This is a genomic window from Enterobacter cloacae complex sp. HYC033_NIDB (genome assembly GCF_056673335.1).
Map to the genome: position 1 here is coordinate 2,172,851 of NZ_CP115123.1, position 12,579 is coordinate 2,185,429.

8 protein-coding genes are annotated in these 12,579 nt (G+C 52.6%); 3 read left to right on the forward strand and 5 right to left on the reverse strand.

The features are described from left to right. Positions 1-3: 3 nt before the first annotated feature. Both nagA and nagB read right to left on the reverse strand, forming a co-directional pair. Positions 4-1,152, reverse strand: coding sequence for an N-acetylglucosamine-6-phosphate deacetylase (nagA, locus tag O1721_RS10425; RefSeq protein WP_032647704.1), 1,149 nt, complete (start codon positions 1,150-1,152; stop codon positions 4-6). 56 nt (positions 1,153-1,208) lie between these two features. Beyond that, positions 1,209-2,009 carry a glucosamine-6-phosphate deaminase gene (gene nagB / locus O1721_RS10430; RefSeq protein ID WP_003858663.1) on the reverse strand — a complete coding sequence of 267 codons (801 nt, stop codon included), beginning with the start codon at positions 2,007-2,009 and terminating at the stop codon, positions 1,209-1,211. Positions 2,010-2,334: 325 nt separating this feature from the next. Between nagB and nagE the strand changes: the two genes are divergently transcribed. Both nagE and glnS read left to right on the forward strand, forming a co-directional pair. After that, a complete protein-coding gene (gene nagE / locus O1721_RS10435; protein ID WP_017694284.1) occupies positions 2,335-4,284 on the forward strand; it encodes a PTS N-acetyl glucosamine transporter subunit IIABC in 1,950 nt (649 codons plus the stop codon). A 169-nt stretch (positions 4,285-4,453) separates the two neighbouring features. Beyond that, positions 4,454-6,121, forward strand: a complete 1,668-nt coding sequence (gene glnS / locus O1721_RS10440; RefSeq protein ID WP_015571127.1) for a glutamine--tRNA ligase — start codon at positions 4,454-4,456, stop codon at positions 6,119-6,121. A 59-nt stretch (positions 6,122-6,180) separates the two neighbouring features. On the opposite strand, the gene O1721_RS10445 is transcribed toward glnS, so the two are convergent. The 3 genes from O1721_RS10445 to O1721_RS10455 are packed head-to-tail and all read right to left on the reverse strand — an operon-like array spanning position 6,181 to position 10,640. Continuing rightward, positions 6,181-7,473 (reverse strand): ABC transporter substrate-binding protein, encoded by a 1,293-nt coding sequence (locus O1721_RS10445; protein WP_017694283.1) that lies wholly within the window; start codon positions 7,471-7,473, stop codon positions 6,181-6,183. Then, the gene (locus O1721_RS10450; RefSeq protein ID WP_032647708.1) at positions 7,470-9,605 is read right to left on the reverse strand and encodes an ADP-ribosylglycohydrolase family protein; all 2,136 of its coding nucleotides are present in this window, start codon (positions 9,603-9,605) and stop codon (positions 7,470-7,472) included. Before O1721_RS10450 ends, O1721_RS10445 begins: the two co-directional genes overlap by 4 nt. Positions 9,606-9,638: 33 nt before the next feature. Continuing rightward, the gene (locus O1721_RS10455; RefSeq protein WP_026094378.1) at positions 9,639-10,640 is read right to left on the reverse strand and encodes a LacI family DNA-binding transcriptional regulator; all 1,002 of its coding nucleotides are present in this window, start codon (positions 10,638-10,640) and stop codon (positions 9,639-9,641) included. A 510-nt stretch (positions 10,641-11,150) separates the two neighbouring features. On the opposite strand from O1721_RS10455, the gene chiP reads away from it, so the two are divergent. Next, a complete protein-coding gene (gene chiP / locus O1721_RS10460) occupies positions 11,151-12,548 on the forward strand; it encodes a chitoporin ChiP (RefSeq protein ID WP_032647711.1) in 1,398 nt (465 codons plus the stop codon). The last annotated feature ends 31 nt before the right edge of the window (positions 12,549-12,579 follow it).

Here is a 12,579-nt window from a genome sequence, read left to right on the forward strand (position 1 = left end):
TACTTACTCAGTGACGACCTCGTTACCATTAACGATGGTCTTAATAATTTTATAATCGTGTGTGAACGCCGTCAGGTTTGCAACCATACCTGGCGCAATACCGCCGAGCTGTTTATCGACGCCAATGGCGCGCGCCGGATAAAGCGTGGCCATGCGCAGCACTTCCTCAAGCGCGATGCCGCAATGTTCAACGAGGTTACGTACCCCTTCGATCATCGTCAGAGAAGAACCGCTCAGCGTGCCGTTCTCATCAACACACAGTCCATTCCGGTAGTATATTGTTTTACCAGCAAAAATGAACTGCTCAATATTCGCTCCTGCCGGAGCGGTAGCATCCGTTACCAGGCAGAGCTTGTCGCTTTTCAGACGCTTGGCGTTGCGGATGTTGGTGTAATCGACATGCAAGCCGTCGGCGATAATGCCGCAGTAGACGTCTGGTTCATCCAGAATGGCGCCAACCAGTCCCGGTTCGCGGCCAGTAATATAGGGCATCGCGTTATAAAGGTGTGTGGCAAACGTAATGCCTGCGCGGAAACCGGCCTTCGCCTCTTTCAGCGTCGCGTTCGAATGGCCCGCAGACACCACAATCCCGGCGGCGGCCAGTTTGCTGATGACCTCCGTGCCGGTCATTTCCGGGGCCAGCGTTACTTTGGTGATCACATCGGCATTGGCGCACATGTAATCCACCAGCTCGGCATCCGGTTTGCGCACGTAGTTTGGGTTATGGGTGCCTTTCTTGACCATGTTCAGCCAGGGTCCTTCCAGGTGCAGGCCCAGCGCCTGATTCGGATGTTTTGTCAGGTATTCGCGCATGACGCGGATACCCTGTTTCATCAGGTCATCGCTGCTGGTGATAAGCGTTGGCAGATAGCTGGTGCAGCCCGATTTCTCGTTGGCTTTTTGCATGATTTCCAGCGTTTCAACCGATACCGCCTCTGCGGTATCGTTAAACTGGACACCGCCGCAGCCGTTAAGCTGTACGTCGATGAAACCGGGGGAGATTACTGCTCCATTGAGGGAACGCTGTTCGATCTCCGGCGGCAGTTCCGCCAGCGGGCAAACACGTTCAATCAGGCCATTGGCGATTACAATCGCATGGTCATCCAGAATTTCATGGCCGGTATAAATCCGACCGTGGGTTAAAGCGTACATATCGACCCCCGGTTAAAAAAAGCGACCGCCCCGGATATAAAGAGGCGGTTATTCAATTACAGACCTTTGATGTTCTCAGCTTCCAGCTCGTTGAAGTATTTCAGCGTTTTCACTTTCAGCTCCATGGTGGACGGTTCGTCACACACGACAACCGCTTTTGGATGCAGCTGTAAGCAGCTGATCGTCCACATATGGTTCACGTTGCCTTCAACGGCAGCCTGAAGCGCTTGCGCTTTCACCGCGCCCAGCACCAGAATCATCACTTCTTCGGCATCCAGCAGCGTGCCCACGCCCACGGTCAGCGCGTATTTAGGCACCTGATTGACGTCGCCGTCAAAGAAGCGGGAGTTAGCCACGCGCGTATCATGGGTCAGCGTTTTAATACGGGTACGGGAAGCCAGTGAAGATGCCGGTTCGTTGAACGCGATATGACCATCGTTGCCTACGCCGCCCATAAACAGGTGGATTTTACCGTAGGAACGGATTTTTTCTTCATACTGACGGCATTCTGCGTCAATATCAGGCGCGTTTCCATTCAGCAGGTTAATGTTTTCAGCCGGAATATCAACGTGATCGAAGAAATTACGGTGCATAAAGCTGTGGTAACTTTCCGGATGTTCCTTCGGCAGGCCGACATATTCGTCCATGTTGAAGGTCACAACGTGTTTAAAGCTAACCTGGCCCGCTTTGTGCATTTCAACCAGAGCTTTATACGCGGTTAGGGGCGTGCCACCGGTTGGAAGACCGAGAACGAAAGGACGATCGGCTGTTGGTTTGAACGCGTTGATGCGGTTAACGATATGACGAGCAGCCCATTTTCCGACTTGTTCAGCTGTTGCCAGGGGAATCAGTCTCATTATTCACCTCTAAAGTTTAAGTAAAAGTGGGCGGATGATTAGTGCAACCTGAACTAAGCGTAACCTGGAACCTTTCAGGCCGGATCAATCCGTCTTGATTTTTTGAATGATAAAATAAGTTTTCGTCGTTAGCCAGTGAAAGGGAGGGTTTAATACGATATTTGGTGACAATAATCACAAAAAATAGGTGTTTAATTTGCGATACGAATTAATTTTTCACACACTCACACTGCCAGTGAATCATCAACTGTATCTATCGTTCGTGACACAATAAAAACATAGTTTATGCGCGAGTCTTAACAAAGGGTCTCGTAGGGGGAATAGGATGAATATTTTAGGTTTTTTCCAGCGCCTCGGTAGGGCTTTGCAGCTCCCTATCGCCGTGCTACCGGTTGCAGCGTTGCTGCTGCGATTCGGGCAACCCGATCTTCTTAACGTGCCGTTTATCGCCCAGGCAGGCGGCGCAATTTTTGACAACCTGGCGCTGATTTTCGCCATCGGTGTGGCGTCAAGCTGGTCAAAAGACAGCGCTGGTGCCGCGGCACTGGCAGGGGCTGTCGGTTACTTCATCCTCACGAAAGCGATGGTAACCATCAACCCTGAAATCAATATGGGTGTGCTGGCAGGTATCATTACCGGCCTGGTGGGTGGCGCCGTGTACAACCGTTGGGCAGGTATCAAACTTCCTGACTTCCTGAGCTTCTTCGGCGGTAAACGTTTTGTGCCGATTGCGACGGGCTTTTTCTGTCTGATCCTCGCCGCCATCTTTGGCTACGTTTGGCCACCGGTGCAGCATGCTATCCATGCGGGTGGCGAGTGGATCGTGTCTGCGGGCGCAATGGGCGCGGGCATCTTCGGTTTCATTAACCGTCTGCTGATCCCAACCGGTCTGCATCAGGTACTGAACACCATCGCCTGGTTCCAGATTGGTGAGTTCACCAACGCGGCCGGCGCGGTATTCCACGGTGATATCAACCGCTTCTACGCAGGCGACGGCACCGCGGGCATGTTCATGTCTGGCTTCTTCCCAATCATGATGTTTGGTCTGCCTGGCGCGGCGCTGGCAATGTACCTGGCTGCGCCGAAAGCGCGTCGCCCAATGGTTGGCGGGATGCTGCTGTCCGTTGCGATCACCGCCTTCCTGACCGGCGTGACCGAGCCACTGGAATTCCTGTTCATGTTCCTGGCTCCGCTGCTGTATCTGATGCACGCGATCCTGACCGGTATCAGCCTGTTCGTCGCCACCCTTCTGGGTATCCATGCTGGCTTCTCCTTCTCCGCAGGCGCCATCGACTATGTGTTGATGTACAACCTGCCGGCGGCAAGCAGCAACGTCTGGATGCTGATGGTGATGGGCCTGATCTTCTTCGTTATCTACTTCGTTCTGTTCAGCGCGGTTATTCGTATGTTTAACCTGAAGACGCCGGGCCGCGAAGATACGAAAGATGATGTTGTGACCAGTGAAGCCAACAGCAATACCGAAGAGGGTTTAACCCAGCTGGCAACCAGCTACATTGCCGCTGTGGGTGGCACCGACAACCTGAAAGCGATCGATGCCTGTATTACCCGTCTGCGTCTGACCGTAGGTGACTCCGCGCGCGTGAGCGATGCAATGTGCAAACGCCTGGGTGCGTCTGGTGTGGTGAAACTGAACAAACAAACCATCCAGGTTATCGTGGGTGCGAAAGCCGAATCTATCGGCGATGAAATGAAAAAAGTGGTTGCCCGTGGGCCGGTCGCTGCCGCCTCAACGGATAACGCGGCAGTGGCTGACGCGCCGGTTGCAAAACCGCAGGCTGTGCCAAACGCGGTGACCATCGCTGCGCTGGTTTCTCCGGTGACAGGTGACGTTGTTGCGCTTGAGCAGGTGCCTGACGAAGCCTTCGCCAGCAAAGCGGTCGGTGACGGCGTGGCGGTGAAACCAACGGACAAAACCGTGGTCTCTCCGGCTGCCGGTACTATTGTGAAAATCTTCAACACCAACCACGCGTTCTGCCTGGAAACGGAAAAAGGCGCGGAGATCGTTGTCCATATGGGTATCGATACCGTTGCGCTGAACGGTCAGGGCTTTACTCGTCTGGTGGAAGAGGGTGCTGAAGTGGCGGCAGGTCAGCCGATTCTGGAAATGGATCTGGACTTCCTGAATGCCAACGCGCGCTCCATGATAAGCCCGGTCGTGTGCAGCAACATCGACGACTTCAGCGGTCTGGTGATCCAGGCGCAGGGTCAGGTGGTTGCAGGCCAGACGCCACTGTATGAGATTAAAGGCAAGTAATCGCTCCTGAGTAGAGTTATGCCTTTAGCGGCGGGGGATATCCTCCGCCGCTTTTTTTTGCAGCAATTGCCCCCATTATTTTCTTCCGGGACGTTTTAAGGGTTGTCACTACGTCCGGCTTATAAGATCATATGCCGTTATTCGTTGTTTACGCTTTGAGGAATCCACGATGAGTGAGGCAGAAGCCCGCCCGAGTAACTTTATTCGTCAGATCATCGATGAAGATCTGGCCAGTGGTAAGCACACCACAGTCCACACGCGTTTCCCGCCGGAGCCAAATGGCTACCTGCACATTGGTCACGCCAAATCGATCTGCCTGAACTTTGGTATTGCGCAAGATTACCAGGGGCAGTGCAACCTGCGTTTCGATGACACCAACCCAGTAAAAGAAGACATCGAATACGTTGAGTCGATTAAAAACGACGTGCAATGGCTGGGCTTCAACTGGTCTGGCGATATCTGCTACTCCTCAGACTACTTCGATCAGCTGTATGCCTATGCGGTTGAACTGATTAACAAAGGTCTGGCATACGTCGACGAATTGTCTGCTGACGAAATCCGTGAATACCGCGGTACGCTGACTCAGCCTGGTAAAAACAGCCCGTTCCGCGATCGTAGCGTGGAAGAGAACCTGGCGCTGTTTGAAAAAATGCGTGCCGGTGGCTTCGAAGAAGGTAAAGCGTGTCTGCGTGCCAAAATCGATATGGCGTCTCCGTTCATCGTGATGCGCGATCCGGTGCTGTACCGCATTAAGTTCGCTGAACACCACCAGACCGGTAACAAGTGGTGCATCTACCCGATGTACGACTTCACCCACTGCATCAGCGATGCGCTGGAAGGCATTACGCACTCTCTGTGCACGCTGGAATTCCAGGACAACCGTCGTCTGTACGACTGGGTGCTGGATAACATCACCATTCCTGTGCATCCGCGTCAGTACGAGTTCTCTCGTCTGAACCTGGAATACACCGTGATGTCCAAGCGTAAGCTGAACCTGCTGGTCACCGACAAGCACGTTGAAGGCTGGGACGACCCGCGTATGCCGACCATCTCTGGCCTGCGTCGTCGTGGCTACACCTCGGCGTCCATTCGTGAGTTCTGCAAACGTATTGGCGTTACCAAGCAGGACAACACTATCGAAATGGCGTCTCTGGAATCCTGCATTCGTGAAGACCTGAACGAAAACGCGCCGCGCGCGATGGCAGTGATCGATCCAGTGAAACTGGTCATCGAAAACTATCCGCAGGGTGGAAGCGAACTGGTCTCGATGCCTAACCATCCTAACAAACCGGAAATGGGCACCCGCGACGTGCCGTTCAGCGGTGAAATCTGGATCGATCGCGCCGACTTCCGTGAAGAAGCGAACAAGCAGTACAAGCGTCTGGTGCTGGGCAAAGAAGTGCGTCTGCGTAACGCCTATGTGATCAAAGCCGAGCGCGTAGAGAAAGATGCGGAAGGTAACATCACGACCATCTTCTGTACGTACGACGCAGAGACGCTGAGCAAAGATCCGGCGGATGGCCGTAAAGTAAAAGGTGTAATCCACTGGGTGAGTGCGCAGCATGCGCTGCCGGTTGAGATCCGTCTCTACGATCGTCTGTTCAGCGTACCTAACCCAGGCGCTGCGGAGGACTTCCTGGCGGTTATCAACCCTGAGTCGCTGATTATCAAGCAGGGGTATGCCGAGCCGTCTCTGAAAGCCGCTGAAGCCGGTAAAGCGTTCCAGTTTGAACGTGAGGGTTACTTCTGCCTGGACAGCCGTTACAGCACGGCAGAAAAACCGGTATTTAACCGTACCGTCGGTCTGCGTGATACCTGGACTAAGATCGGCGAATAATCACGCTGGCATGGTCAATGAGAAACAAACGCCGCGTAATGCGGCGTTTTTTTTGAGGGTTAATGGCGTTGCAAAAGTTCAGCTACTCGCTGCTGGCTGCGTTCCAGCGCGGGGGCAGTCTCCTGTTTTCCTACTGTCACCTGATTGACCATTTCACTGAGAATAGCGGAGCCGGTGACATCCCCCATCCCTGTGAAATTCTTCTCACCGACGGAACCAAAGACCTGCATATGCGGATACTGAGCAATCAGTTGAGTCGTCAGATCGCCAAAGGCTTTAATAGCCGGGTTATCTTTGTAAACGGTGTGTGCAGCAACGGCTTTTGTCACTGGCAGCATCGCCCCTGGCGACATTAATACCCATTCTGCGGTATTTTGCGCTTGCTCCATAAATGACACGAATTTTTCAGCGGCTTCAGTCTCTTCTTCCTTCTGCCCAGTAGTGATGGTTAATGAAGTGATTACGCCATACACCGCAGAGGTTTTTTCAGTCGGAACGACAAAGCCGATGTCGGCCAGCGAACCTTCCTGAGCGATAGCTGGCAGAATGTAGGTCGAATAGACCGCCATCGGTGCAGTCTCGTTCATAAAGGCGTCTTTGATCTCCATAACATTATTAGAGCCGGGCATCGTGTATCGGGAAAGATCGCGGTAATAATTCAGCGACGCGAGCATTTCCGGTGAGTTGACGGTGACCTTGCCGTCAGCATTAAATACGTTGGCATGATTTGAAAGCGCAAACTGGGAAAAAGTTTGCTCGGTCATCACACTCTCTGCCGTCGGCAGAGCGATACCGTATTTTTTGTCACCGATTTTGGTCAGCTTGCGCGCCGCATCCAGCAATTGGGCCCAGTTTTTGGGCTCACTAATCCCTGCCTTAGCCAGTACGGATTTTCGATACCAGATCCCCTGTAACCAGGCGCTAATGGGTACGCCAGTGTATGCATTTCCGTCTTCGGTGCGGACAATACGCAACACGCCGTCATAGAAAGACGCTTCCCCTTGTTTCTCTATCAGGGCTTTTACCGCCTTGTGATCGATTAGCGACTCTTTGTCCATTACCCGGGCGTAGTCATGGCTAACTTCGATCACTTCCGGCAACGCGCCTGAACGGGCAAGCGTAATCATTTTGGTATTAAAGGCGTCCTCTTCCACCGGCACCTGCTTCACGGTAATAGTAGGGTTTTCTTTCTGAAAGCGGTCGATCAGGCCGCGTATAACGGCCTGGCGCTCTTGCTCTACGGAGGAGTGCATAAATTCAATTGTAACCTGCTGCGGTTTATCCTCTTTACATCCTGAGAGTAATGCCGCAACGACCAGGGCCAGGGCCCGTAGCCTGTTTGTTGTTTTCATTTTTTCATCCCTTGTTGTGATACCGTTTCATTGGCGCAGATATGGATAGCGTCGGTTGACAGCGCACCGGCGCATATCAATAACCCGATCCCACCATCGGCAAACGCTTCACGTTCGGTATCTTCCACGGAAAGGGTTTTTCCATCGACAGTGGCGGTAAGGGTGTTTCCCATAACAGCGATATCGAAAACGAGGGGCCGCTCATAAACGTCAGACAGGACGGTTTCTGCCAGAATACGGGTCACCGCGTCGCGGACGCGTATTATCTGTACCTTTCCGTCGCGCATTACGCGCGCTGCGTAGTAACGTCTCATCCCCTGTACCCGGAAGGCCAGACCACCGTAGTCACCCAAATGCAGCGTGATGTCACTTTGCACCCGATAGTTATTCCACTGGCGAGTGCCGTGAATGATTAAACCCTCATCGTATTCTTTTGAGATCCGAAAGCTGGTTGGATAATGGCGGGAAAAGAGATCCACTCCGTTGACCCATGAGCGCCACCAGAAGTCGTTCTCTCCGGCGGGTTTGCGCAGGGTCAGTTTCGGTACGCCATCCCAGCACATGCTGTCGATAAGGAGTCGACCACGGGCAGTACGGGCGTCGGTACTCAGCGTCACGCCAATTTCACCTATTGGTTGGCCTTTACAGTCAGGGATATCCAGCGAGAGCGTTATTTCTTCGCCTGGGGCAACGTGGTGCGTGTCACCGTAGCAAGGGATCAGACAATTGTTATCGTCATAGACCCGATAGCACAGCCGCACGTTAAGCGACGAGATATTGTCCGATGGGGCAATAAGCGTAGCGTGCAAGCGTTGTCCAGGGTATATCAGTGGCGTGGCCATGAGATCGTAACTGCGCATTTCCACGATTTCCGGCGGGGTAAAAGTTTGCGTGGTCACACTGGCCTGAAGACCCTGCGCGAGGTGATGATAATGAATGCTCAGCATCTGCTGCCCCTGCCAGGCTTCGTTTTTCACCTCAACCGGAGCGGTATTCTCTTCCTTCAGCCAGCGAAAACCCTGTACGCTTCCCGGAAGGGAGAAATGGTATTGAGCCCCCCCTTTCTTCGGTTCAGGGCGCGGAAGCCCGGCAATCTGATGGCCTAAATCCACCAGATAATCCGTAATGCGTACTGCGTTGTTGATGGAAAAACCGCCGTCCGCGGAAGAGATTAGCATTCTGTCCGCCAACGGGCCGCGCCAGTCCGGGCCGGCGTCAATACCCTGTAACCCGAGCATAATTCCAGACAGGCAGCCAACGTTGCCCGCATTGCAGTCGGTATCCCATCCGGAGGTATTAACGATGCACTGGGACTGCTGGAAATCGTCCGGCGCGTAGAGCATCGCCATAATCATCAACGCGTGGTTGGGGATCACATGGCAGTTGCTGGGATATTTATGGTAGCCGTAGTGGTCTTCAATTTTCTGGCGCGTCGTCTGCCAGTCGTTATCCTCTTGGCGCCAGCGGCAGACATCGGCGACCAGTATGGCAATTTGCGAATCTGGGGGGATAACGGATAAGCCTGTGGCAATCAGTTTTTCGATGTCCTGGCAGATAAAAGCCTGTGACTCCATTGCCGCCCAAAGCATGGCGGCATAAACGGATTCCCCATCGTGACTCACGCTGGCGGCTGTTTTTGCCAGAGACGCCGCCAGTTGCGGTTGGCCGGGAGCCACGAGCGCCCAGCTATCAATGAAAATTTGCGCGCCGATTTGCTCTGCGATGGTTTTGCCATTGGTGGCGATAGCGCCACTCAGCGGGGCAGGGATACCCTTTTTAAGATTCAGCCACGCCGTATGTTCTGTTGAATTACCATTCCCCCCCCACCAGAGGATAGTGCGCTTATCAATGATGTAATTCAGCCAACAGTGCCCCATCTGTTCGGCTGTCAGGTCTGGCGGTAACGCGTAATCCTCAAGCGCGCGAATAAATGTGAATGTTCCGGCTACGTCGTCATCGGTAATCACCAGAGGGCGATTGAATTTTTCATTAACGTAATACCGTATTGGCCCGAGTTCCCGCATGATTTTTTGCCAGGTCCAGCCTTCAAAAGGGCGACCCAGATACACGCCGATCAATTTCCCTAATACCCCAGCGTAAACGCGCTGGTAATAATCTGAAGGTAATTCCATTTTTTCATCCTTTTCTCTGTAATTAATCGCCAGTCAGGCGGATTCCCTTTTTACCAGGCGGTAGGGCATTTCGGTTGTGCTTCCCGGTGAATCCTGTTCCCCGGACAGGTGATTCATCAGGATTTCACCGGCTTTTTGTCCGATTAGTTCCGGAAAGTGGGCGATAGTGGTCAGGGAAGGGGTGACCAGTCCGGCCGAGGGGATATCATCAAAACCGACCACGGCAAGCTGCCCGGGAATGGTTATTCCCGTCTCTCTTGCCGCCCGCATCACGCCGATAGCCATTACATCGTTGGCGGCAAAGATAGCGTCCGGGCGAGGAACATTGCGGAAAAGTGATAGTGCGGACTGATAGCTGGTAGGTTCTGAGAAATCTGCTTGCATAAGAATTTGTGGCGTAAGGCCAGCCTGCACCATCGCCTGCTGATAGCCTTTCACACGGGCACCAGCCGGGCCGCCAGCGCCTGCGATCATACAGATGTGTTTGTGCCCCTGAGCCAGCAGATATTCGACAGCGCGGCGGGCGGCAGCGGTGTTGTCGATAAAAATATTGTGTAACGGCAAATTCCCGGCGGTTTTATACTCCGCTTCAATCCGGACGATGGGAAAACCGGCCATGAGATAGGGTTCAAAATCATTAACGCCGGCATGAAAAAAAGTGCCAATTACGGCATCGACGCGCCCCTGAGCCGACCAGTTCAGAAAATGCAGTTCCCTTTCCCGCACAGCATCGGTACTGGCAACGATGACATCATAACGATGGGCATCCATCACCGATTGCACCCCGCGTATCAGCGAGGCATAAAACGGGTTGGCAATGTCCGGAATAATACAGGCCACGGACAGTGTTTTATTGGTTTTCAATGCCTGGGCGAAGCGGTTTGGTACATAGCCCAGTTGTTTCGCCGCGTTTTCCACTCTGGCAACTGTCTCCTGGGGATAGGCGTGTTTTCCCATGCCTAACACTACTGAGACCACCGCCTGAGAAACTCCCGCCAGTGCAGCGACATCGCGTTGCGTCATTCTTTTTGCCATATGTGCGCCAACTTATACGTATAACCTGACCACATAATCAATGAGGTCTTTTGGCGGCGTCAAGACGAGAAACAGTAAAAACAGACGGTTAATTTAGAAAAAGCGAGCAATCTCACATCCTTTAACGGGTATTGTCAGAGTAAGGGAGAACCCGCTTTGCGCAGCGAATTAATAACAATTCAAAATTTATTATTTTCATAAATGATTTCAATTAAAAAATAAACATCTCAAATGTTTAAACGATGAAACCGATTGCATGTTTATGGAAATAAAAGGTTTTCTGTCAAACGCCCGCATTTTTGGAGTTATGAATGAAATGTAACAGAAAACGATGAAATATGTGCGGTTGCTCATATTCTTACATTCCCGTTACAGAAAGAGATTGATAATTCGCGTCGCGAAAAATAGTCTAACCATTGTAGTCAACGAGGTTTTTCTCAACGCTACTTTTTTATTTTTTCGCTGTTTGCCTTTGGTAACAGCAATTTATACGTCAAAGAGGATAAACATATGCGTACGTTCAGTGGCAAACGTTGTGCGCTGGCGCTGGCTATCGCCGGTGTGACAGCAATGTCGGGCCTGGTGGTTGCGCCAGAGGCAAAAGCAGCAGGTTTCATTGAAGATTCCACCCTCACGGGCGGTATTTATTACTGGCAGCGTGAGCGTGACCGTAAAGACGTCACTGAAGATAGATACAAAACCAACCTTTCTCACTCGACCTGGAACGCCAACCTGGATTTCCAGTCGGGATATGCCGCCGATATGTTCGGGATCGATATTGCCGCGTTCACCGCAATTGAAATGGCCGAAAATGGCGACAGCGGCCATCCGAACGAAATTGCGTTCTCCTCCAGCAATAAAGCCTACGACGAAGACTGGTCCGGCGATAAAAGCGGAATCAGCCTGTATAAAGCGGCTGCAAAATTCAAATATGGTCCGGTCTGGGCGCGTGGAGGTTATATCCAGCCAACCGGTCAGACGCTGTTAGCACCGCACTGGAGCTTTATGCCAGGTACCTATCAGGGTGCGGAAGCCGGTGCTAATTTTGACTACGGCGATGCGGGGGCGTTGAGCTTCTCCTATATGTGGACCAACGAGTACAAAGCGCCGTGGCACATTGAGATGGACAAGTTCTATCAGAATGATAAAAAAACCAAAGTTGATTATCTCCACTCGCTGGGGGCGAAGTACGACTTCAAAAACGATCTGGTGCTGGAAGCTGCTTTTGGTCAGGCTGAAGGCTATATCGATCAGTACTTTGCTAAAGCCAGCTACAAATTTGATATCGCGGGTAGCCCGCTGAGCACCAGCTATCAGTTCTACGGTACGCGCGACAAAGTCAGTGATGGCAGCGTAAATGATATCTATGACGGCACCGCGTGGTTACAGGCGTTGACCTTCGGCTACAAGGTAGGTCAGGTTGATTTACGTCTGGAGGGAACATGGGTCAAGGCAGAAGGGCAGCAGGGCTACTTCCTGCAACGTATGACGCCAACCTACGCCTCTTCCAATGGTCGTCTGGATATCTGGTGGGATAACCGCTCTGACTTCAACGCCGACGGCGAAAAGGCGGTCTTCTTCGGCGCAATGTATGACCTGAAGAACTGGAACCTGCCTGGCTGGGCGGTGGGTGCGTCCTACGCGTACGCCTGGGACGCGAAGCCAGCAGATATGGCTACGCCAGACGCCTACTACGATCCGAACTACCGTCTGAAAGAGTCTTCATACAGCCTGGATGCGATTTACACCCTTCAGGAGGGCCGTGCGAAAGGCACGATGTTCAAACTGCACTTCACCCAGTATGACAACCACTCCGATATCCCGAGCTACGCGGGCGGTTACGGCAACATCTTCCAGGATGAACGTGACGTGAAATTCATGGTCATTGCGCCATTCACAATCTTCTGATGAACACGCAGGCGGGCGAAATCCCGCCTGC

Coding starts and splice junctions, on each gene's coding strand:
- nagA (WP_032647704.1), bottom strand. CDS start 1,152: ATGTACGCTTTAACCCACGGTCGGATTTATACCGGCCATGAAATTCTG.
- nagB (WP_003858663.1), bottom strand. CDS start 2,009: ATGAGACTGATTCCCCTGGCAACAGCTGAACAAGTCGGAAAATGGGCT.
- nagE (WP_017694284.1), top strand. CDS start 2,335: ATGAATATTTTAGGTTTTTTCCAGCGCCTCGGTAGGGCTTTGCAGCTC.
- glnS (WP_015571127.1), top strand. CDS start 4,454: ATGAGTGAGGCAGAAGCCCGCCCGAGTAACTTTATTCGTCAGATCATC.
- O1721_RS10445 (WP_017694283.1), bottom strand. CDS start 7,473: ATGAAAACAACAAACAGGCTACGGGCCCTGGCCCTGGTCGTTGCGGCA.
- O1721_RS10450 (WP_032647708.1), bottom strand. CDS start 9,605: ATGGAATTACCTTCAGATTATTACCAGCGCGTTTACGCTGGGGTATTA.
- O1721_RS10455 (WP_026094378.1), bottom strand. CDS start 10,640: ATGGCAAAAAGAATGACGCAACGCGATGTCGCTGCACTGGCGGGAGTT.
- chiP (WP_032647711.1), top strand. CDS start 11,151: ATGCGTACGTTCAGTGGCAAACGTTGTGCGCTGGCGCTGGCTATCGCC.